Origin of the sequence: Paenibacillus sp. FSL R5-0914 (genome assembly GCF_038004525.1) — a bacterium.
Lineage (GTDB): Bacteria > Bacillota > Bacilli > Paenibacillales > Paenibacillaceae > Paenibacillus_AQ.
Genome location: NZ_JBBORH010000002.1, coordinates 228,087 through 247,868, shown reverse-complemented (window position 1 = coordinate 247,868; position 19,782 = coordinate 228,087). Strand labels below are relative to the sequence as shown.

Below are 19,782 nucleotides of genomic sequence, written 5' to 3'. Positions count from 1 at the left end.
TCCATGCTTGTGTTATCATTAAACCATTCTTCTGATGAAAAGAGGTCACAACCATGCATAATGTTCCACAAATTACACCGCAAGAATTGCGGCAGTGTCTAGAGACAGGGGAAGACCTTGTACTCATCGACGTTCGTGAAGACGAAGAGGTTGCCTTCGGGATGATTCCCGGTGCACAGCATATCCCCATGGGAGAAATTCCACACCGCACTGAGGATATTCCAAGCGATGCCAAAGTGATCTTTATTTGCCGTTCCGGTGCTCGAAGCCAGCGTGTCTGCGAATATCTACAACAGTTTGGCTATCATGCTACAAATTTAAGCGGCGGTATGATTGAATGGAATGAAACACTCTCTTAAAAGCTCAGCCGCGGTAATGCATTAAAATATATTGCGACACTTCTGCCGCTGTCAGTCCCGTTGTATCGACCGTGTAATGCGCGAACAGGTAAGCTTCTCGACGGTCTTCCATGATACGTCTAACCCGTTCTTTTGCATTGCCGGCGAGCAGCGGACGATTCTGATCTCCACTAACGCGGGCAATAATCTCTTCTTCTGTTGCCGTTAGCGCAACCACATGCCCTTTACTCAGCATTAAATCTGTATTCCCCGGCGCCAATACCGCGCCACCACCAGTAGATATTAATTTATTCTCAGACTCTAGCATACGCTTTAGTACTGCTGTTTCCACGCTTCGAAAGTAATGCTCTCCATCTTCCGCGAAAATTTCTGCAATACTTCGGCCTTCAGTTTCAACAATGACATGATCCAGATCAACCAGCTCGTAACCCAGTTCCTCGGCCAAAATAGCGCCTACTGTTGACTTCCCCGTTGCCATCATCCCTACTAAAATAATGTTCTTATTTCTTTGCTCTTCGTTGAACTTTTTAAATTCTTCTGTATCCCCAGCCATGTCTATCCTCCAACCGCGATATTTGTCATATCATAACACAGGGTCAAAACATTAGACAATCTGCTTCACTTAGTAATTCCACATCAAAACTTCAACAAAAAAGGCCCGAAAGCCTCCCCATTTCTGGTGAAGCAATTCGGGCCACTTTTTTAAAATATAAGAAAGTACAAGTTTCATGTTATACATTAACCTTATATTTCTCGCATAAACGCTTCTTACCGTCCTTTAGGGACGCCGAAGGCGTCATTGCTTATAACCGTAATATACTAGATTATTCTGCAGACATCCAGTTGTGGTGGAAAACGCCTTCTTTGTCTACACGTTTGAACGTATGTGCGCCGAAGTAATCGCGTTGAGCCTGAAGCAGGTTCGCAGGCAGTCTTTCTGTACGATAGCTATCATAGTAAGCCAATGCGCTGGAGAATCCAGGTACTGGAACACCCATCGTTACAGCTGAAGCGATTACTTTACGCCATGCGGATTGGTAATTGTCCATAACATCCTTGAAGAAAGGATCAAGCAATAGGTTCTTAAGATCTGCATTGTTCTCGTAAGCATCCGTGATGTTTTGTAGGAAACGGGAACGGATAATGCAGCCGCCGCGCCAAATTTTAGCCAACTCGCCATATTTCAGATCCCAACCGTATTCGTCGGAAGCTACGCGAAGTTGAGCGAAACCTTGAGCATAGGATACGATTTTACTTGCAAACAATGCTTTACGCACGTTCTCGATGAATTCAGCTTTGTCACCATCAAATGGTGTAGCTTCTGGTCCGTTAAGCACTTTGCTTGCTTCTACGCGCTCATCCTTCATTGCAGAGAGGAAGCGTGAGAATACGGATTCGGTAATCATGGACAAAGGTACACCAAGATCCAGTGAGCTTTGGCTTGTCCATTTACCAGTTCCCTTTTGGCCAGCGGAATCAAGGATCACGTCAACCATTGGTTTACCAGTTTCTTCATCATACTGAGCAAAAATATCTGTAGTAATCTCGATCAGGTAGCTGTCGAGCTCACCGCTATTCCACTCTTTAAAAATGTTGTGAAGTTCTTTTGCATCCAGACCTAGAACGTCTTTGAGCAGCTGGTAAGCTTCACAGATCAATTGCATATCACCATATTCGATACCGTTGTGCACCATTTTAACATAGTGTCCCGCACCGTCTGGTCCGATATATGTACAGCAAGGCTCACCGTTAACTTTAGCTGAGATTGCAGTTAGGATTGGTTCAACTAGCTTATACGCGCTTTCTTGACCGCCAGGCATAATGGAAGGACCTTTAAGAGCTCCTTCTTCACCGCCAGAAACCCCAGTTCCGACAAAGCGGAAACCTTTTTCTTCCAGATATTTACTGCGACGAACCGTATCAGGGAAATAAGCATTTCCTCCGTCGATAATAATGTCGCCTTGATCAAGATGCGGCAACAATTGCTCGATGGTAGCATCAGTAGCTTTACCAGCTTGAACCATGATCAGAATTTTGCGCGGTGTTTCCAGCGAAGCTACAAATTCCTCAACGGAAAATGTGCCTACGAGGTTCTTACCTTCCGCCTCAGCAAGAAGATCATGTGTCTTCTCCGGTGAGCGGTTAAACACGGATACGGAAAAACCTTTGCTTTCGATATTTAGAGCCAAATTCTTGCCCATTACCGCCAAGCCAATAACGCCGATTTGTTGTTTTGCCATCTGGTCCTCCACCCTTTGCACCCTATATTTTTGGGAAATCCATTTCTCGCAGTATAAGAATACCACCCTTTATCAGAGACAGCAAAGCCTGCCCTGCGAATAAAGATCAAATTCATAGACAAATCCATTGCCAATATGAAAATGATCACAATGACTATTTTAACGTTTTTAGCACCAGAAGTGAACCCCTGTCTGCAAGTTCTCAAACAAATCTAAGACACCCCGAAATTCGGGGTGCCCCTAAGCAACTTATTTCGGCACCTTGTTTACCATTCTAACATATACAATTCCTTCGTCAAAAAGGTCAGCTGAGCTCGGCATTTCTCCGCTCGAATCATATCCTCAGCCTTAAGTGCATCATTTAATCGATCCAGCTGCTCATCCACTTCAATCCTGCGCTGGCGAATTCGTTCCTCTCCTTCAACAGAATAATAGAGCTTGGTCAGCTCCTCATCGGTGAGCATAGGACCCTTCTGGTATAAGACTCGCTGCTGATAACCCGAGATTTCGACAAGACGAATCACTTCGCCGAACAAAATATTTTCAATAATAATCTGACGGTCCCGGAAGCGCTTTACAATGGCATGGCCTCGCATGTCTCCAATTAACTTCTCCATCCATTCTGACAAGCGAGCATCACGAATCATATAGTCACCCACGAGTTTATAGCCATCTTTGATCCTTTGAAAACGTAATTTCACCAATTTACGACCCGTACGGACCGAAATTACAAAGACCTGTTCGTTCTCGCTCCAATATAGGGAATAACCTTTTTGAATCAAATCCTTGATCAGGTCCTGGATATGCTGTCTGTCGAAACGCAGCTCCAGGTTACAATACTCCACCTCGTCGTTTTTGTTCACGGCACTCCCCCCTAACTGCTTCACATCTGCAAAGCCAACTCAATTGTTGAATTCTTGATTATTTATGGCTGCCGGACCTCTTCAAGTAGTAGTTACTTTTGCGTTCGTCTTAGTCTTATTTTATACTTCAGTTTATGTAGCGGTAACTTGGTTTATTGACTATTTTTACCCGCAACAGACTTTCTCCAAACGCTGATTGAATTTTTTATTTCTTTTAGTCCTTTTAATTCCTAAAAAAAGCCGCTGACAACTAATTCTCAGGTTGTCAGCGGCTTTTCACATCTAAGATCAACTAGTTTTAAATTTCAACTTCGTTCTGTGTACAATTAGTAAATGCAGCCCAAAGAGCATCAACATTACAATTGCACTCATCAGAAACGGAACACCGTGACCTACATGGTCCCATAGTCTCCCTGATATCACTGGTCCTGCCACCATCCCTGAGCCTTGCAAGGTCAAGAAAAGCCCCCACACAGTCCCTCGTTCCCCCTTAGGCACTTGCTTAGCCAGAAAAGCATTCCATGCCGGGAGAATAAGCGCGTAGCTTATACCGACCAATGCCACCGCAATAAAAGCAAGCGGGAGCCAGCGCACCTGTGAGAACAGGGCAAGCGAAAAGGCAGCGAGCAAAAAGCCAATGTTCAGAAACACAGTTGTTCCTATTCGGTCTACCAGCTTTCCTGCTGGAATTAGAGCGAGCACCGTAATCCCACCACCGGCAATCAGAAGTAGGCTAAACTGATTTGGACTAACATGAAGTTCCGTACGTGCGAACAAGGTAACTACAGGCGTCATCAAGCCAATGGCAAAAGCCTGAAGAAATAAGGCCGGATATAGTAGGCGACTGACTTTAAGCGTCGTTCTGACCTGATGTAGTGTTCTTTTTATACTTTCTAATGGACTAATTTTTTTACGTTCAACGACTCCACCAAGCCCCTGCATGTCCCTAACAACTGCATGAGTGCCACTTGACGAGATTCTTTTAGGTAGAAATAGGGCAACTACAACTACTACAGCAGCACACCCTAGCAGGACCAAAAAGGCTACACGATAGCTTTGTCCCCCCTGATCCATCAAAAAATTCACTACAATCGGACCGATTCCCGTTCCTGCGAGCGATGCCATCTCTACAGCACCCATAGCTGCACCACTGCTGCCGCTTTTAGTAGATCCCGCCAATTCCGTTATTCCGGTCATCACACAAGGCCAAAGCGGGGATGTCCCGATCCCAAGAATAAGACAGGCAATCGAGAGCGTAACTGCTGTTTTGGCATATATTATCATTCCAACAGCTACTAGGATCAACAACAAGGCACTTGTCATGGTCCAGCGAAACCCTATGCGCTCCATAACCCAGCCAGAAGGACTACGGAATAGATTATCCCCCAAATACTGGAGTGCAAAGGCAAAGCCTACTACCGTAACAGATAGACCCAAAATATTCTCCATATATACGGGTAACAAAGCGACAAGTAGCGACCCTTTAACAAACTCAACTAAAAAAATAATTACCCACATCTCCATGATAAATGGCGACGTCAAACTGATATGTGTACGTTGCGCAGCTTTCGTGGACATTCTATCACATCCAAATCCTAGTATTCTGTAGATTGTTTTGTTATACTGATGCTTGCCTTAAATTTTAATATTCGCGAAAGGTTGTGACAGCATTAAATGAATCAACACCGTACTCCCCTCTTCACAGCTTTAAAAAAGCATGCCGCCGGCAATCCCGTTCAATTTCATATCCCGGGGCATAAGAAGGGGCTAGGAACCGATGCCGAATTCCGTGAGTTTATCGGCGATAACGCTCTATCCATCGATCTAATCAACATCGCACCGCTTGATGATCTACATCAGCCAACTGGAGTAATCCAGGAAGCTCAGAAGCTGGCTGCGAAGGCTTTCGGCGCCGACTATACGTATTTTAGCGTACAGGGCACGAGCAATGCCATCATGACGATGATCCTCTCTGTCTGCTCACCGGGTGATAAAATAATTGTGCCGCGCAACATTCATAAATCTGTGATGTCGGCCATTATCTTCTCCGGAGCCAAGCCTGTGTTTGTCTCGCCTGTTCAGGATGAGAATCTCGGGATAGATCACGGCATAACGACCAGTTCGCTGGAACGAGCGTTAAGGCGTCATCCAGACGCCAAAGGAGTTCTAGTAATCAATCCCACGTACTTCGGTGTATGCGCCGACCTGCGTTCGATTGTCGACCTGGCTCACCGTTACGGTGTACCCGTATTGGTGGACGAGGCACATGGAGTACTGATTCATTTTCATGAGGATCTGCCGGTATCGGCCATGCAGGCCGGAGCGGACATAGCTGCCACTAGTGTGCATAAACTTGGCGGCTCCATGACGCAAAGCTCGGTACTGAATCTTAATGCTAAGACGGGTCTGATTAACCCGCAACGGGTACAGACCATTATGAGCATGCTGACTACAACATCTACCTCATATATTTTATTAGCGTCTTTGGATACATCAAGACGTAATCTCGCGCTGAACGGTCATGAAATGGCGGAAAGAACCATCAGACTGTCCAACTACGCACGCGAAACGATCAATACGATCGAAGGCCTGTACAGCTTTGGAAAAGAGATCCTTGGGACAGAAGCAACATTTGATCATGACCCAACTAAGCTTAACATTCATGTGCGCCATTTAGGGATCACAGGATACGAAACCGAAAACTGGCTGCGCGAGAAGTACAACATCGAAGTAGAACTAAGTGACATGTATAATATTCTTTGCCTTATTACCCCAGGTGATACCCAAGAATCAGTAGATAAATTATTAGCTGCACTTCGGGTGTTGTCCGCCATTCATTACAGCAAGGGTGAAATCTACGAACTTAAGGTTCAGGTTCCAGAAATTCCACAGCTTGCTCTGATTCCAAGGGACGCTTTTTATGCGGATACGCAGTTAGTTCCATTCCGTGAATCTGCTGGCTACATTATTGCAGAGTTTATATATGTATATCCGCCTGGAATTCCTATTCTTCTCCCTGGCGAAGTTATCACTCAGGATAACATCGATTATATTATTGACCATGTGGAGATCGGACTTCCGGTTAAAGGTCCTGAAGATCGCAGCATCACTAACATAAAAGTGATTGTAGAAGCCGATCCTATTTCCTAAGACCCATCATTTTCCTAAAAAACTTCATTCATTTATACAAAAACCCGATACCATAATAAGTATCGGGTTTCTGTATATAAACATCAACTGTCATATACACAATAGAACAGCTTAATTTAGTCGCTAAAATCTATTCTTGCTGAGCAAGCAGATTGTTGTAAGCTTCTTCAACAGCTTTCCATTCTTCTTCATCTTCGATATTGTACAATACCATTTCTTCGTCTTCTTCTTCCATACGCAGAATAATGCCATCCGCTTCAGGATTTTCCTTTTCTAACAGCAGCGCGTATAGTTTCTCACCGATGTCGAAAGTTTCAACCAACACCATTTCAACATCTTCGCCCTGCTCGTTCGTCAAGGTCAGCACAAACTCCTCGTGCTCATGGTCGTGATCATGCCCGCAACCGCATGCTTCACCATGCTCATGTTTGTGATCGCTCATTGTAATACCTCACTTTGAATTGTATTATCCTACATCTGGTATACTACCACGTTAGATTAGTTCAGGTCAATTTAGAACCCTTAATTAAGAGCTGTAATTACCTTTTCTGACACAAGAACGTAATCCGCATTTTTGGAAGCTTTCATGTAGAAGCCTACCCGGTATTTGCCGGTTTCTTTAAAATCATAAGTAAACTCCGAGGTCGGAAACCAGAAATTATCCTTCTGCGAGCCTTCAAGCTCCTGCGACTGAATATCCTTAACATTACCAGAGGGGTCCGTTATGGTTACTTTTACAGCTGAAACCTCTTCTGTTAAGCTATCTACCTGGGTTAATATTTTAATCTTAAGCTTGCCTACGTTTACGTTACCAAAGACCGTATTATCCTTAAAAAGAACAATATGAACATTAGGCTTAAGAATCGTCACTTTTCCAGATCCATCCCAATTCACTACCCCGCCCGCTTCTCTTGCGGGAATATATGTTTTTCCATCAATCAAATAACCGCCGTCTACAATTTCCGTCCCGTTGTTCCATACCCTGATTTTCTTACTCACAGAATCGGCGAACAATAAGGAGCCACCCATCAAGGAAAAAGCAAACACACATAAAGTGACTTTTTTCCATCTATTCATTTGAAACCCTCCAAATAATTCATGCTATTAATGTATACTTACTTTGTCTCAGCAAGTTGCGCTAATTGTAGGTAAATATTTCATTCATCTTCCGAAAAATGATATTATGTACTTGTTCAAAGTTGATATATTAGCTGACAGCGATTTCAGGAGGGTACTTTCTTATGAGTCTGAGCCTACAAATGCTAGGAACTGGCAATGCTTTTGCAAAAAACTTTTTTAACAATAACGCCCTGCTACTAGCTGATGATTATACCCTACTGATTGATTGCGGGATTACTGCCCCACTTGCCATACATACCATCGGGAAATCCTTCCGTGACGTAAACGCTACTCTAATTACGCATATTCATGCGGACCATGTTGGAGGTCTGGAAGAGCTAGCACTTACACTAAAGCACGTATACGGGAAAACTATGAGATTACATTTACCTGAGACGCTTGTTGAGCCACTTTGGAACAACACCTTAAAGGGTGGATTATATCAAAAAGATGCAGTAGCCTCCCTGACCGATATCTTCGAGGTTAAACCTATGAAACCCGGAATTACGTACAAGCTCGCTCCTTCTCTTACGCTCGAGATCATACATACGCCGCATATTCCTGGCAAAGATAGCTATTCCCTTCTAATAAATAATGAGATTTTCTACAGCGCGGACATGACTTTTCAGCCGGATCTACTTATACGCCTTGTCCGTGAGCACGGCATCCGTATGATTCTGCATGACTGTCAGCTTGGTGGATCAGGTGTTGTTCACACCACACTGGAGGAGTTAATGTCTTTACCTGAAGATGTTCGACGTATCATCAAGCTCATGCATTATAGCGATGAACAACCTCAATTCGTCGGACTTACTGGAGAGATGGAGTTTATTGAGCAGCATGTAATTTATAAACTCTGATTATGATTAAAAAAAGACCGTACATTGACGTCCGATGACGTATGTACGGTCTTTACCTTTAGAACTATGAGAAACTCGGAAGATTATCCAAATTGTTGGTTGGATCCCCATCCGCGTCACCGCGAATATAAGTTCCTCCGTCTTTACCTTTAAAAGCATTCACTCCGGCAATATTTCCGGCCTGTACTTCTTGAAGCGCTTGGTCATACGCCAGGACACGTCCTGTAGAGGTCTGGAAACTGGTTAAATCTCCGTCTCCATTTTTCTGTACAGCTACGAAACTTTCGCGTTCGTTATTTGGCACTTCAGCTCGCCCCTTGCACTTGGATTTGCCATCATATGGCACATCCTAGCTTGCTTCATGGAACGGTAAATTATGTGCACTATTTTTAAAGAGTTTTCTGCATCCGTACATGTAGAATACCTGCGTCATAAAAAGGTTCCGTAGAAATCACTTCATATCCTAGCTTCTTGTAGAAATTCTCAGCTTGGCACTGTGCATCAAGAATCGAAGCTTCCAGTCCAAGCTCCCGAGCAAGCTCTTCCATAGCTAGCAACAGAACACGTCCGTATCCTTTGACTCGATAATCTTTCAGTACGGCGATACGCTGCATTTTGGCTGTACCTGCTTTGTAATAAATCAATCTTCCCGTAGCCACAGGTACACCTTCATCTATAATTAGAATATGGTGCGCATTCGGACCGATAACATCGTATTCATCAATTTCTTCCTCAGCTGGTACCATTTGTTCCTCTACAAATACTTTGGTACGAATATCCAGCCCCATTTGAAGCTGTTCCTCTGTAGTTACCCGTAAGATTTCTGCCGCCATGTTAGTCCCAAACTCCTCTCTCTATGTATCCAACGATAGTTGTCTATTATATAAAAATTCGACTAGAAAGAAAAGCCTGAGCATGAGAAATCATCTTCTACGCTGCTCTAATCTGCAGAATATACTTCTTCAGGAATCGAACGATTGTATGTGTCTTGCATCACTGGTGACAATGGAGGGTACTGACCTTTTGGCTTTCCATCTAGGTTGGTCATTTCTTTGATTTCCATGACTTTTGTTGGCTTCGCCTCGGAACATCCTCCCAAAACCATCAGTAACAGCAGACAAACGCCGACTTCCCATTTCAAAAATTTAGGCATGGTTTTACTCCTTTCACCGTTCAACTGTGTTTATTCTCATTACAGCTTTGACGGTTCATGAGTTTTATAAACCATTGGATCACTTCATTGCCCGATTCTAACCCTTATAGATTCACATTTCCAACGGCATGGACCATGTACATCATTCCTGCCAGAAAGCCAGCTAATACAAAATAAGCGATACCGTATTTCCAGCGTGAGCTAGCCGGCACATCGTAATACTTATCGTTCTCGTAGACCGAATAGCTAATATCACAATTCATCTTAAGATGAAGCCCATTCTCTAAGGTCACAGGCTCTAGCTGCGAGATACGTACCTTTTCAATGATGCATTGTTGCGGAAGCGTAGCTCTACCAATGTAGTTCAGTTGATCCCATCTCACCCCTACATACTGCTGTCTTTCCAAATCACTGTAAGTAGTAAAAGGTAAATCTCTTCTATGCTCTGGTCCTGGAATCATGTAGCCTGCATCTCTAAGTGGCTCTACTGGAATTAAGAAACTCTTCGTTACAGAATAAAGGCGATTGTTAGTGCGTCTCTTCACATATTTGTTATACAGATCGTAAGCAAATAACGCCCAAATAATAAAGAACAAGATCGAACGCATATAGATGATGATGGCTAAACCACCCACGAGCCCCACAAGCCACAGCCAGCGCGTCACCGCGGTTGCAATACGGCCACCGTCAAGCGGGTGAATCGGCAGCAGATTGATCAGATTAAGTAAAAAACCTATGTAAGCCAAGGAATAGAGAAGTGGACTATCCATGTAATAAGCCGCCCCAAAAACGGCTGTAGCCCCAATGGTTCCTAAGATCGGACCTCCAAAAGCAATATAAGCTTCCGTCTGGGCATCCAGCGGCTGTTTTTTCATTGTAATTAAAGCTCCCAAAAACGGTATAAATAGTGGAGCGCTGACTGGAAGCCCGATCCGTTTCGCTGCTATTACATGTCCTAATTCATGGACTAGCAAGAGCAGGACAAAGCCCACGGCAAACCCCCACGGGTAAATCAAAGCATAAGCCCATATTGAAATCATCATTGATATTAACGGCCCGGCAATTTTACCTATTTTCAGAAGAGACAAAATCGCCTTTCCTTTAAACAGGAGCATCGCCGCCCCGCCCCCCAACCATTTCCATGGCGTGGAAGAATTCTTTTTCTGCTCATTTTGCGGCAAGATCTCAAGCTCCTTTTTCTTTCAATTTTTATCTAACTGCTGTACATTACCCTCCATTTTATCATAAGTGCTTAAGGAGTATTTCCATAAAAAAGCACTCGGCTAAGTATACGACGCAACTTTTAGAATCGTTTCAAGGTCAAACAAACAGATAATGGATAATTTTCACTATTATTTAAGGGAAGAAAGTGATTCCGCTCCAATACACAACCACCACCTCACACAAAATAACCCAAATTTTATGGTTACCTTATGGGCTAACGCCGTGAACGTTATAGGCTACGAACCATAAACTGTTATCAGGGTTATTCAATTGAGGAGGTTATTTATGGATACAAATGCAAATTTACATCAACAGGTCAGTTGGAATTGTATGAACAAATACGTTGGTATTACAACGACTGACGGTCAGTCCTTTGATGGCTTTATTGCCCATGTAGATCAAAACTATGTTACTCTTGCGGTTCCTAGCAACGAAATGGTAGAACGTTTAAACGGAATGCCTACACACGAATCGGCGTATAGACAATTTGGTTTCCGGCCTGGCTTTTTCCCAAGACGTCGCTTCTTTCCACGACGCATCCCTTTTTTCGGTATAAGCGATATATTTCTACTCCCGTTCTTTATCTGACGTGGCTCATGGGGATGGAGCGGCATCCCCTTTTCTTATTATTTTAAAGACTATGTAAACTATCATCCCTATAGATTGTAAAAAAAGAATTGCCATCCTACTCTATCGTATGGTATTATGAAATTCGTCGCAGGACGGTAGCTCAGCGGGAGAGCACTATCTTGACAGGGTAGGGGTCATGGGTTCGAACCCCATCCGTCCTATATCGAAAAGCCTTGAATTTCAAGGCTTTTTTTGTTTTCTATTCACTTATCATTCTATTAAAAACCCCTGTGATACGAATTTGATACGAATTGCGATTACTTTTCGTATCAGTTCATCTGATCCTCTGGGAAATATCATCGCTTCTACCCTTCAACCAATTCCTAAATACCGCTTTACTGGTATATAATTCCCTTCCCACTTTTGCAACATGAAATACGTGGAAGCCTGTTTACAATCCTTTCAATTCTATCGCTGTCCATGCCATCTTCAGGCTCATGGAATCAGAACCAAAAGAGAAAGAAGCCGCTACTGAAAGCAGCAGCAATATTCCTAGGAGTAAAAACAGACCGAAATACGATTACCCTCTTAAATTAGGGATAACAGCTGTTTTATCATCTAGCTTTCTATTTTTTTCATACGTTGACACTAGCTTCTCAACTACAAAATCTAGCTGCTTATCAAGAGATTAGATATCGGAATAATATGAAAAATCAATATATAGCCTTGCAGCTTGTCCCCAGGTTCCATCACAGCATGTCGAATATCCAGCACTTTAACGGCTGCATAATTCCATGCGGCAATATGATCTTCCAGCTTCATCTTGCATTTCACTCCGATCCGTTACACAATCTATTTAAGTTAATTACATCTTAAACAATGATAATGATTATCAATTAGTATTAGGCAGCTCTTCTATTTTGTCAATCGCTGTTTAATATCGTGCTTGCTGATAGCTTCGCATAAACTTCGAAAAGTCAAAAATAACATCGCCATGAATCTATAAACAACCACGAAAACCACTGGTCTAAGGTGTCCCCAACCTTTCCAATAACCTTCTTTGATGACATCAAATTCGCACAGCGTTGATTTCCATTCTTCTGGAACCGTTTATCTCTCCTTATGGGGTCTCATCCCTATGATTCCTTATCTAAACGTTACTTGAACTAAACAGGAACAACCTCTCAACATTGCATCTCCTATAATTTAGCATTAATATAAAATAATGAGACTTACTGAAAATCGTTAATGAGTATCGTTTTGAGGATTATTGCATTTTCGCAAACTCACTAAGGAGTAGGAGTGTTTTTTATATGTTATAGGGGAAAACGAATATTGGGACCAATGACTGAAGCTGATGCTCTACGTGAATGGTTTACTCTTTCCGGTACAGTGAAGGACATTTATATTATTGAGGTTGATGAGAACAATAAAGTAAGGCGCCAGATTGGACCCACAAAGAAGAAAAAAAAATAAGCATAGCCTGCAGCAACCTACTATAACTTGATTGAAAAAGAGATAAAACGTAAAAAAGCCCCACCGACCTTTATTGGTTGATGGGGTGTTTTATTAAAATGGAAATTTAGTAAGCGAGAATATTAAGAGTACCATCCCAACAATCGAAGACAGAGCAGCCATTTTATCTTTAGTTTTAAAATAGGTAGCTCCTCCATTAAAAATCAGAGCTCCACACATCCCCATCATTGTCCAAGACATGATCACTTGATCCTGACCGCGGAAAAATAGTATTGCCAGAATGATTGTTGCTGTACTAAATAGAATACCGAACAGCCTTAGTGCTTTCAGCAAAAAATCCCCTCCCGAAATATAATGGGCTAATGAATTTGCAGCTTACTCGATATCACAAGAAAAAATGTAGCCAATGGGCCACAAAGCAAAGAAATTAAAAACCAGTTTAATCCACTCCTATTTTTACCTTGTGCTAAGCCAGCATTTATTAATGCTAATGTACCCCATCCAACAAAATACCCATTATCCATCACGCACACGACCTTTCAACATCATTTTATAGGAATACGAATATCCAATATAATGGTTTCATCATTACATAGATTACTATTCCTATATCTGGTAGAATTAATTAGTATTTACTATCAGATTTAGGGGGATATGAGATTGAAAATAAAGGCTTTTTTATGTATCGTTGCAACTATTGTGCTTCTTACAGGATGTGGTAGTTCCAAAACAAATTCAGAGGAAAAGAATACAACATCTACAGAAGTTACTCAGTCTGAAGCAACAGCTGACTCTTCAAAAACAGCTGCTGCAACACCAGTGCCAGAGAAGAAACTTTCAGAATCCGAGAAATTAGCTCTCGATTATGTGGAAATTTTCCTGAATGGTTCAGATATCGAAACGAAAAAGAAGTTCGTATCCGAAAATATACTTCCTGATGTACAACCAATTTTTCAAATGGCTGAATCTACCGAGACACCTGAGAATAACAAACTTAAGAACGCTTCAGTAATAGAATCAGCTGATTATACTGACAAGGATGGTGGAAAAGACAAAATCGTCCTAATTCAAGGTGAAAAGTCGTCCTCCAATAGTGAACTTATAATTTTTATTAAGGATGATAAAATTGGTTGGGGATATTCGTCTAATGATAAGAATAAAGAACCCTTTAACGAAATGAGAAAATTCTTCAAAGAGCCTGTAAAAAACACATCTGATTCAGGTACAACTGAACAGTCTCCTGAAGCGACACTTAAAGAAATTAGTAATTTTGTCATTTCAGATATTTGGAATGTTGGATTTGTTGATATCAGTTGGTATGCAAGTTCAGGTACTAGCTCTACAGGTGAAGCCATAGATATAGATTTTACAATTGAACAATTAGGAAAAGCGATGAGTAAAAAATTAGAATACGATAATTACATCAACAACCTGGATGCAAAATACGATTCAATTAAAAACATCTGGTCTAAGCTCTCTGGTGAGATTGATCGTATGTACAAGCAAATCCAAGATACTCCTCCTATAGCAAATGATGCTACCACTAAATTAGATACAGGAATATTCAATCAGTACCAGGATGCTTTTAGTGATGAGGTAGATAAATTATCCAATTCTTAGATTAAAATAAATCCCTGCCAACCCCTCAGGTTGCAGGGATTTGTTATACTTGCTGAGATTTCAACAACTACTTTATTCTTGTGGCAATAAGCTGGATCGTTTCATCAGAGTCTTTTACAAGACATTTCAAAGTAATGCCCAGGGCAAGTGAAAATAAAGAGATCATAAAACAAATGACTGTAATCATTGCTCCTCTTAAGTCATTTGTGAAATTATAACGCAAGATTTCTGAGAAGCTGCTAGTAGAAAAGAAAATTATAGTCAAAATAAAAAACAATCCAAAAACACAAAATAAAATGTTTGATATTTTATTAACTCTTTCAAAATAGCTCATATATTCAACTCCTCTGATCAAGATAATAATCCACCAAGACATAAATGGAACCGGCAATACCAAAAAGGATAATGGCTATACTACTATTCAAATGATATTCCTGTATAAAGCGTTCATCGTATGCCTTGTAAAAGAAAACATATCCCCCGATACCACTCAGAAGCAATATCATTATGCGGCTAATCAAAGGATTTGCAATCATTTGAACAACCCAAGAGAAAGGAAAAATTATAATTGGGTAAAGAACGGCTGAAAAAAGAAATGCTAAGAAAATAAAAACAAATCCTATATTTTGAAACCCGTAATATTCAGTCGTACTGATCTTATTTCCTTCCAAGAGCTCTAATCCAAAAGAGGCCAACGTGAACAGAATCGTCGAAACAAACCATAACATGATATGCTTAACTACACGCAAAGTAATCCCACCAATTTTATGCTTTATATATCAGCCATTTTATTCATAAGTTCTATTGTTAAATCTGCTTCCAATAATCATTTAGCACTTGGTTCTATTGAAGTTAAAAAAGGTTTTTGCCCTATTCTACTATTATAGGAAACAAAGTACTCCTCATTTATATTAATCAACTTAAATATTCCTTTTGGGATTGTGACTGTAGTTTGATCACCGCTCATATTTTGTACTACTATTTCTCTTTTATTTACTGACACTACATTAACAACAGCTGCAGTACTTGCCATCAAAAGGTACCATATTATAAATAAAAAAATGATCAAAGGAAGAAATGAGAAGATTTTACGATTATTCATATCTATCACCTCAGAGTAAGGATCATCTAATGCCATTGCCGAACAATTCTTGTATGTATTTTCCCGACATATATTCTCTAAATTCTTTATCTAATAAGTATATTTCATCTTGTTTTATCCACTGGTAGTTAAAAACAGTTCCACAGTCCTCTCCTTCACCCTCTCCAGTGAATCTCCACTTTTCAGGTAATCTTGTTTCTGGAATCAGAAGGTAGTCATGTCTTTCAACATTTGCATCTATATAATCCTTATAATAATATTGTGTTCCTATTTTCTTTACTAATTTAAATTGTTTAAGTCCACTTTCTTCTTGAATTTCCCTGAATAAGGCTTCTTCTTCTGTTTCCCCGGCATCGACATTACCACCTACTAATCTAAAGGGTACTTCTGGTACATTAAGATAAACTAATAAGGTCTTTTCTCCAACTTCATTGTCTTGCAAAATAAATCCGTATACCTTCTTTCTAATCGGTTTCCCTATCTTCATCGTGTCCCCCTATTTAGCTTCTTATAAACGAAAATAAAAAAGTATTTGATCATTGATCAAATACTTGCTCAGTCGTACGGTGTTATGAATATATGCTCCCTTGTGGTCATCTACGTTTACGCCATTCGAAAATCCCATAAATTCACTTTATTGTATTCTGAAAACCTAAATTAAACAAGAGTAACTCTTTAATTCTCACCGCTGATCAAAATAGCACTCCGCTTCTGTTTAGCACATTACAATCTATTGTGCATTTTATATAGAGAAGCTTAATAGAAAGGGGTGGATCAGAATGGCAACTCGTCAACCTGATTTGGTATTGATCACTTGGAGCAGAAATCCTTTGGTTCGTGGCTCTGCACGTAGGATTATTTCTGTCCGCATCATTGGAAATGCTGAGCCTTGTCGACCTAGCTTAAGACCCAACGGGCTACTTGACACCGCCTTAGCTTGTTTATTAGATAATGACATTGGTTTTAAAGTTGTGTTTCGTAAAAAAACTTCAAGGATTAGCGGCTATTTGCTGTTACAACGCCATTAATATTTTCAGAGGGCAGCTAAGTTGCTGCTCTTTTTTAACGTTGAATAGAACCTGAATCTGATCGAAATTAGGTGAGTCCATGAACTTACAAGATGTAAAGAAGAGCTATGATTTAATCGTAAGCTTAGGTATGTCTTGTGCTCCTGCTATAAATATGCAAAGAAATAACTTGAGAACATTCTCCATGCCTCTCGACTGGATGATTTCTTATTCATTAACTGATGTAAACAGACTTTATAAAAATAGATTTCAGAATTTCATGGAGTTAACAAATCTGAAAATGCTCGAAGAGACACATTTTTTTCTAGAGGATGGAGTGCCCGCTTATCCTAATGGAAACAAGAAATACGTTAGTGAAATCGTATTTTATTCAGGATACCTTTTATAACATTATCTCGGTACATGATTTTCCTATCACCTTAGGTAAACATTGGTCTACGACCTATCCATCTTATAAAGCAAAGCTGGATTTACGAATTAAGAGATTTTGGGACAAATTACTACGCAGTAAAAAAATTCTATTCATTAGATGGTTCGCCACATACGAACAGGCTGTAGAGCTACAAGCGATTTTGTCTGATATATTAAAGCCGAACGAATTCACTGTCCTTATCCTTTATCCCGTTCGTGAATTAACATCAGTACGAGAAATCCATTGGAATATTAATCATATTTGTGTGTTAGAATTTCCTGATGATATGAACGATTATGATAGCTGGGATTATATTTTGAAAGATATACAAATAACGAGCGATTAATTTATCTCTTATTAAAAAATGACCCTCTCATGGGTCATTAATGTTGACGGCTTCGGTCAATCAAATGATTAATCATTTCTTGCGCAGCAAAAACATATGGATTCAGATATAACCTACTGATACCTACAAATATAGCAATAGGGTTACTGACTCCAAAATCGCTTTGGCTCCAAAGTGATTTTGGATTTGTAAGTTCAGGCTCTACAAGATCATACTTTTCCATCAGCCTTTCCTTTGTTCCACTATCCATTACAGCTCCGTTTCCTTTATCCGCAAAGACTGCTCCTGATGAAAAACACGCCATGATCAGAACAAAGGAAAAAATGAGTATTGCTAGTTTCTTTTTACACATAATACAGCTCCTAATTCTTTCTATGGTCTACACTAAACTCTAAACCTTGTACCAACTCAAATATTTCTCGGGTAATCGCAGGAAATCTATGTATTCGACATTCTTGATCAGTTCTAGATCATATTCTATAAAAATAATGGGATAAAAAGTATTAAATTCTATAATACACCTTTCTCCATATAAAAACAAAAGCACCCCACAGCTATAATTAGTAGGGTACTTTTGAATAATTCTCCATATTTACAATACCAACATCCCAATAAATATTCTATGGGGTTGGAGTTCCGCCATTGGCATTTAGCGTTTCGCCACTAATATAGCTCGATTCCTGGCTAGCAAGAAATACATAAGCCGGAGCCATCTCTGCAGGCTGTCCCGGACGGCCTAGTGGTGTGCTCGCACCGAACTCCTTCAGCACTTCCTCTGGTTGCCCACCCACCACCTGAAGAGGTGTCCATACGGGACCTGGCGCCACTACATTGACTCGAATCCCCTTACCAGCGACTTGCTGAGCGAGAGATTTACTGAATGTATTGATCGCAGCCTTGGTCGTCGCGTAGTCCAACAGGATGGGCGAAGGGTTATAGGCTTGAATGGAAGAAGTGTTGATGATGGCGCTACCCGGTTGCATATGTTTCACTGCCGCTTTACACAGCCAGAACATAGCATATACGTTCGTTTTAAAGGTATCGTCAAAATGCTTCGTAGTAAGATCAGCAATATCGGGGACGAATTGCTGTTTGCCCGCTACATTGGCTAAAATATCAATCCCACCCAGCTGCTTGACCGCAGTATCGACGAGCTGTTCACAGTACTCCTCGTCCTTAAGATCACCTGGGATGGCGATTGCGGTTCGTCCTGCTTCCTGCACCAGCTTGAGAACCTGCTTTGCATCTTCTTCTTCCTCCGGCATGTAGGATAAGACAACATCTGCGCCTTCACGAGCAAAAGCAATCGCAACAGCTCGGCCTATCCCGCTGTCTGCCCCTGTAACAATCGCTTTTCGTCCAGTCAGACGTCCGGTGCCTTGATAGGTATCTTCACCTGTATCAGGCACGGGATTCATCTTCTTCTGAAGCCCCGGCTCTTGTTGCTGCTGTTGAAATTCAGGTCCTGCCTTGGTGTACTGAGTGGTAGGATCTTGCATCGTATATTGGTTAGACATCGATCAATTCCTCCTTTATTTTTAGAAAACCATTTTTTATTTAACGAACTCTTTTTTATGTAAACACAACAGTACACCGCTAAACATACCTCATCGATAGCATAGTCCTGAATATTTCCACAAAAAATACCCCAACTACCTGTTAAGGTAGCTAGGGTATCTCATACTTTAAGTATCATTAATCATTTAATGGCCTTAAATTTCCTCTGACCTGTCTGGAACCGACTCATAACGAGTACGTATTTCACGATTTTTAGCGTAGATGTATAAATCTAAAGCCACTATTCCTCTACGTGCCAATTTTACTAGCAGGACGAAGAAGTAGATTCCCAAGCCAATTGATATCAACCAAATTAAAAAGAACAAAACACCTACTCCCCCTCCGAAAAAAAGACCTGTGTGTTCCATACGATTTATCCGCTCCTTAAGCAATTTTCATTTTTTATCAGTCTATATTGCGTAAGCTTAAATAAATATATGGAAACTCACACATGAATCGGGACACCCTCCATACAGTTTCGCGTATACATTACATAAAGGAGTGATAAATCATGGGCTTTTTTATTTTCCTCTTTGTTCTGTTAGCGCTACTTAACATCTTTTTCCCACGATTCGGATGGTACATGAGATATGGATGGATGGTCAAAGGTGACGTTGAGCCGAGTGAGGCTTATTTATTAATGACCCGCGTCAGCAGTATAGTGGTACTTATTGTCCTCTTTTTTATCTGGTCTAGTTTCTGA

General features: G+C 41.0%; 28 protein-coding genes and 1 tRNA gene. 11 read left to right on the top strand and 18 right to left on the bottom strand.

The features are described from left to right. Positions 1 to 53: 53 nt before the first annotated feature. A complete protein-coding gene (locus MKX60_RS17205) occupies positions 54 to 359 on the top strand; it encodes a rhodanese-like domain-containing protein (RefSeq protein ID WP_042187309.1) in 306 nt (101 codons plus the stop codon). Between the two features lie 4 nt (positions 360 to 363). Here MKX60_RS17205 and MKX60_RS17200 read toward each other — a convergent pair whose 3' ends face one another. The 4 genes from MKX60_RS17200 to MKX60_RS17185 form a co-directional block, all read right to left on the bottom strand. Beyond that, complete coding sequence (locus MKX60_RS17200) at positions 364 to 912, bottom strand: shikimate kinase (RefSeq protein ID WP_076282947.1); 549 nt, start codon at positions 910 to 912, stop codon at positions 364 to 366. A gap of 271 nt (positions 913 to 1,183) precedes the next feature. After that, on the bottom strand, positions 1,184 to 2,599 hold the full coding sequence (gene gndA, locus MKX60_RS17195) for an NADP-dependent phosphogluconate dehydrogenase (protein ID WP_042187305.1): 1,416 nt from the start codon (positions 2,597 to 2,599) through the stop codon (positions 1,184 to 1,186). A gap of 266 nt (positions 2,600 to 2,865) precedes the next feature. Continuing rightward, complete coding sequence (locus MKX60_RS17190) at positions 2,866 to 3,462, bottom strand: hypothetical protein (RefSeq protein ID WP_042187304.1); 597 nt, start codon at positions 3,460 to 3,462, stop codon at positions 2,866 to 2,868. Positions 3,463 to 3,750: 288 nt separating this feature from the next. Beyond that, positions 3,751 to 5,040, bottom strand: coding sequence for an MFS transporter (locus tag MKX60_RS17185; RefSeq protein ID WP_149644163.1), 1,290 nt, complete (start codon positions 5,038 to 5,040; stop codon positions 3,751 to 3,753). Positions 5,041 to 5,136: 96 nt separating this feature from the next. On the opposite strand from MKX60_RS17185, the gene MKX60_RS17180 reads away from it, so the two are divergent. After that, positions 5,137 to 6,612, top strand: a complete 1,476-nt coding sequence (locus MKX60_RS17180) for an aminotransferase class I/II-fold pyridoxal phosphate-dependent enzyme (protein WP_042126789.1) — start codon at positions 5,137 to 5,139, stop codon at positions 6,610 to 6,612. 130 nt (positions 6,613 to 6,742) lie between these two features. Here MKX60_RS17180 and MKX60_RS17175 read toward each other — a convergent pair whose 3' ends face one another. Together MKX60_RS17175 and MKX60_RS17170 are read right to left on the bottom strand one after the other, a co-directional pair. Next, on the bottom strand, positions 6,743 to 7,054 hold the full coding sequence (locus MKX60_RS17175) for a DUF1292 domain-containing protein (RefSeq protein WP_042187300.1): 312 nt from the start codon (positions 7,052 to 7,054) through the stop codon (positions 6,743 to 6,745). Between the two features lie 80 nt (positions 7,055 to 7,134). Beyond that, positions 7,135 to 7,689 carry a copper amine oxidase gene (locus MKX60_RS17170; RefSeq protein ID WP_341060535.1) on the bottom strand — a complete coding sequence of 185 codons (555 nt, stop codon included), beginning with the start codon at positions 7,687 to 7,689 and terminating at the stop codon, positions 7,135 to 7,137. A 164-nt stretch (positions 7,690 to 7,853) separates the two neighbouring features. Between MKX60_RS17170 and MKX60_RS17165 the strand changes: the two genes are divergently transcribed. Next, positions 7,854 to 8,591 carry an MBL fold metallo-hydrolase gene (locus tag MKX60_RS17165; protein ID WP_341060534.1) on the top strand — a complete coding sequence of 246 codons (738 nt, stop codon included), beginning with the start codon at positions 7,854 to 7,856 and terminating at the stop codon, positions 8,589 to 8,591. Positions 8,592 to 8,655: 64 nt separating this feature from the next. On the opposite strand, the gene MKX60_RS17160 is transcribed toward MKX60_RS17165, so the two are convergent. The 4 genes from MKX60_RS17160 to MKX60_RS17145 form a co-directional block, all read right to left on the bottom strand. Next, a complete protein-coding gene (locus MKX60_RS17160; protein ID WP_042187294.1) occupies positions 8,656 to 8,895 on the bottom strand; it encodes a DUF3892 domain-containing protein in 240 nt (79 codons plus the stop codon). 85 nt (positions 8,896 to 8,980) lie between these two features. Further along, positions 8,981 to 9,424 (bottom strand): GNAT family N-acetyltransferase, encoded by a 444-nt coding sequence (locus MKX60_RS17155; RefSeq protein WP_042187292.1) that lies wholly within the window; start codon positions 9,422 to 9,424, stop codon positions 8,981 to 8,983. A 107-nt stretch (positions 9,425 to 9,531) separates the two neighbouring features. Then, positions 9,532 to 9,744, bottom strand: a complete 213-nt coding sequence (locus tag MKX60_RS17150; RefSeq protein WP_076282950.1) for a hypothetical protein — start codon at positions 9,742 to 9,744, stop codon at positions 9,532 to 9,534. Positions 9,745 to 9,848: 104 nt separating this feature from the next. Beyond that, positions 9,849 to 10,925: a site-2 protease family protein gene (locus MKX60_RS17145; protein ID WP_341060532.1), complete on the bottom strand. Its 1,077-nt coding sequence runs from the start codon at positions 10,923 to 10,925 to the stop codon at positions 9,849 to 9,851. 328 nt (positions 10,926 to 11,253) lie between these two features. Here MKX60_RS17145 and MKX60_RS17140 point away from each other — a divergent pair, with 328 nt between their 5' ends. Continuing rightward, a complete protein-coding gene (locus MKX60_RS17140; RefSeq protein ID WP_042187286.1) occupies positions 11,254 to 11,556 on the top strand; it encodes a hypothetical protein in 303 nt (100 codons plus the stop codon). A gap of 131 nt (positions 11,557 to 11,687) precedes the next feature. Then, positions 11,688 to 11,759: transfer RNA gene (locus tag MKX60_RS17135), tRNA-Val, on the top strand. A gap of 448 nt (positions 11,760 to 12,207) precedes the next feature. On the opposite strand, the gene MKX60_RS17130 is transcribed toward MKX60_RS17135, so the two are convergent. Then, a complete protein-coding gene (locus tag MKX60_RS17130) occupies positions 12,208 to 12,360 on the bottom strand; it encodes a hypothetical protein (RefSeq protein ID WP_340968957.1) in 153 nt (50 codons plus the stop codon). 513 nt (positions 12,361 to 12,873) lie between these two features. Here MKX60_RS17130 and MKX60_RS17125 point away from each other — a divergent pair. Next, on the top strand, positions 12,874 to 13,014 hold the full coding sequence (locus tag MKX60_RS17125; protein WP_156113100.1) for a hypothetical protein: 141 nt from the start codon (positions 12,874 to 12,876) through the stop codon (positions 13,012 to 13,014). A gap of 93 nt (positions 13,015 to 13,107) precedes the next feature. On the opposite strand, the gene MKX60_RS17120 is transcribed toward MKX60_RS17125, so the two are convergent. Next, positions 13,108 to 13,347, bottom strand: coding sequence for a hypothetical protein (locus tag MKX60_RS17120; protein WP_341060531.1), 240 nt, complete (start codon positions 13,345 to 13,347; stop codon positions 13,108 to 13,110). A 327-nt stretch (positions 13,348 to 13,674) separates the two neighbouring features. Here MKX60_RS17120 and MKX60_RS17115 point away from each other — a divergent pair, with 327 nt between their 5' ends. Continuing rightward, complete coding sequence (locus MKX60_RS17115) at positions 13,675 to 14,634, top strand: hypothetical protein (protein ID WP_341060529.1); 960 nt, start codon at positions 13,675 to 13,677, stop codon at positions 14,632 to 14,634. A gap of 67 nt (positions 14,635 to 14,701) precedes the next feature. Here MKX60_RS17115 and MKX60_RS17110 read toward each other — a convergent pair whose 3' ends face one another. The 4 genes from MKX60_RS17110 to MKX60_RS17095 form a co-directional block, all read right to left on the bottom strand. Further along, on the bottom strand, positions 14,702 to 14,968 hold the full coding sequence (locus tag MKX60_RS17110) for a hypothetical protein (protein WP_341060528.1): 267 nt from the start codon (positions 14,966 to 14,968) through the stop codon (positions 14,702 to 14,704). Positions 14,969 to 14,972: 4 nt separating this feature from the next. Next, a complete protein-coding gene (locus tag MKX60_RS17105; protein ID WP_341060526.1) occupies positions 14,973 to 15,383 on the bottom strand; it encodes a hypothetical protein in 411 nt (136 codons plus the stop codon). 77 nt (positions 15,384 to 15,460) lie between these two features. Continuing rightward, on the bottom strand, positions 15,461 to 15,736 hold the full coding sequence (locus tag MKX60_RS17100) for a hypothetical protein (protein WP_341060524.1): 276 nt from the start codon (positions 15,734 to 15,736) through the stop codon (positions 15,461 to 15,463). 22 nt (positions 15,737 to 15,758) lie between these two features. Then, positions 15,759 to 16,223 (bottom strand): NUDIX domain-containing protein, encoded by a 465-nt coding sequence (locus MKX60_RS17095; RefSeq protein ID WP_340968953.1) that lies wholly within the window; start codon positions 16,221 to 16,223, stop codon positions 15,759 to 15,761. A gap of 292 nt (positions 16,224 to 16,515) precedes the next feature. Here MKX60_RS17095 and MKX60_RS17090 point away from each other — a divergent pair, with 292 nt between their 5' ends. From MKX60_RS17090 to MKX60_RS17085, 3 genes are all read left to right on the top strand, one after another. Further along, positions 16,516 to 16,764, top strand: a complete 249-nt coding sequence (locus MKX60_RS17090) for a hypothetical protein (protein ID WP_076299475.1) — start codon at positions 16,516 to 16,518, stop codon at positions 16,762 to 16,764. A gap of 79 nt (positions 16,765 to 16,843) precedes the next feature. Continuing rightward, positions 16,844 to 17,152, top strand: a complete 309-nt coding sequence (locus MKX60_RS31715) for a DUF1796 family putative cysteine peptidase (RefSeq protein ID WP_445670762.1) — start codon at positions 16,844 to 16,846, stop codon at positions 17,150 to 17,152. Continuing rightward, a complete protein-coding gene (locus MKX60_RS17085; protein WP_341060523.1) occupies positions 17,097 to 17,522 on the top strand; it encodes a DUF1796 family putative cysteine peptidase in 426 nt (141 codons plus the stop codon). The genes MKX60_RS31715 and MKX60_RS17085 overlap by 56 nt, the downstream gene beginning before the upstream one ends. Before the next feature lie 37 nt (positions 17,523 to 17,559). Here MKX60_RS17085 and MKX60_RS17080 read toward each other — a convergent pair whose 3' ends face one another. Together MKX60_RS17080 and MKX60_RS17075 are read right to left on the bottom strand one after the other, a co-directional pair. After that, a complete protein-coding gene (locus tag MKX60_RS17080) occupies positions 17,560 to 17,874 on the bottom strand; it encodes a hypothetical protein (protein ID WP_149644136.1) in 315 nt (104 codons plus the stop codon). A 268-nt stretch (positions 17,875 to 18,142) separates the two neighbouring features. Then, positions 18,143 to 19,039 carry an SDR family oxidoreductase gene (locus tag MKX60_RS17075; protein WP_076282970.1) on the bottom strand — a complete coding sequence of 299 codons (897 nt, stop codon included), beginning with the start codon at positions 19,037 to 19,039 and terminating at the stop codon, positions 18,143 to 18,145. Positions 19,040 to 19,590: 551 nt separating this feature from the next. Between MKX60_RS17075 and MKX60_RS17070 the strand changes: the two genes are divergently transcribed. Further along, a complete protein-coding gene (locus MKX60_RS17070) occupies positions 19,591 to 19,782 on the top strand; it encodes a DUF6199 family natural product biosynthesis protein (protein WP_341060521.1) in 192 nt (63 codons plus the stop codon).

Bases quoted from the DNA above. Each gene is read 5' to 3' on its own strand.
- MKX60_RS17085 (WP_341060523.1), top strand. From the start codon at position 17,097: ATGGAAACAAGAAATACGTTAGTGAAATCGTATTTTATTCAGGATACC.
- MKX60_RS31715 (WP_445670762.1), top strand. From the start codon at position 16,844: ATGAACTTACAAGATGTAAAGAAGAGCTATGATTTAATCGTAAGCTTA.
- MKX60_RS17140 (WP_042187286.1), top strand. From the start codon at position 11,254: ATGGATACAAATGCAAATTTACATCAACAGGTCAGTTGGAATTGTATG.
- MKX60_RS17165 (WP_341060534.1), top strand. From the start codon at position 7,854: ATGAGTCTGAGCCTACAAATGCTAGGAACTGGCAATGCTTTTGCAAAA.
- MKX60_RS17090 (WP_076299475.1), top strand. From the start codon at position 16,516: ATGGCAACTCGTCAACCTGATTTGGTATTGATCACTTGGAGCAGAAAT.
- MKX60_RS17110 (WP_341060528.1), bottom strand. From the start codon at position 14,968: ATGAGCTATTTTGAAAGAGTTAATAAAATATCAAACATTTTATTTTGT.
- MKX60_RS17100 (WP_341060524.1), bottom strand. From the start codon at position 15,736: ATGAATAATCGTAAAATCTTCTCATTTCTTCCTTTGATCATTTTTTTA.
- MKX60_RS17205 (WP_042187309.1), top strand. From the start codon at position 54: ATGCATAATGTTCCACAAATTACACCGCAAGAATTGCGGCAGTGTCTA.
- MKX60_RS17170 (WP_341060535.1), bottom strand. From the start codon at position 7,689: ATGAATAGATGGAAAAAAGTCACTTTATGTGTGTTTGCTTTTTCCTTG.
- gndA (WP_042187305.1), bottom strand. From the start codon at position 2,599: ATGGCAAAACAACAAATCGGCGTTATTGGCTTGGCGGTAATGGGCAAG.
- MKX60_RS17070 (WP_341060521.1), top strand. From the start codon at position 19,591: ATGGGCTTTTTTATTTTCCTCTTTGTTCTGTTAGCGCTACTTAACATC.
- MKX60_RS17080 (WP_149644136.1), bottom strand. From the start codon at position 17,874: ATGTGTAAAAAGAAACTAGCAATACTCATTTTTTCCTTTGTTCTGATC.
- MKX60_RS17150 (WP_076282950.1), bottom strand. From the start codon at position 9,744: ATGCCTAAATTTTTGAAATGGGAAGTCGGCGTTTGTCTGCTGTTACTG.
- MKX60_RS17095 (WP_340968953.1), bottom strand. From the start codon at position 16,223: ATGAAGATAGGGAAACCGATTAGAAAGAAGGTATACGGATTTATTTTG.
- MKX60_RS17075 (WP_076282970.1), bottom strand. From the start codon at position 19,039: ATGTCTAACCAATATACGATGCAAGATCCTACCACTCAGTACACCAAG.
- MKX60_RS17130 (WP_340968957.1), bottom strand. From the start codon at position 12,360: ATGAAGCTGGAAGATCATATTGCCGCATGGAATTATGCAGCCGTTAAA.
- MKX60_RS17200 (WP_076282947.1), bottom strand. From the start codon at position 912: ATGGCTGGGGATACAGAAGAATTTAAAAAGTTCAACGAAGAGCAAAGA.
- MKX60_RS17175 (WP_042187300.1), bottom strand. From the start codon at position 7,054: ATGAGCGATCACAAACATGAGCATGGTGAAGCATGCGGTTGCGGGCAT.
- MKX60_RS17155 (WP_042187292.1), bottom strand. From the start codon at position 9,424: ATGGCGGCAGAAATCTTACGGGTAACTACAGAGGAACAGCTTCAAATG.
- MKX60_RS17185 (WP_149644163.1), bottom strand. From the start codon at position 5,040: ATGTCCACGAAAGCTGCGCAACGTACACATATCAGTTTGACGTCGCCA.
- MKX60_RS17180 (WP_042126789.1), top strand. From the start codon at position 5,137: ATGAATCAACACCGTACTCCCCTCTTCACAGCTTTAAAAAAGCATGCC.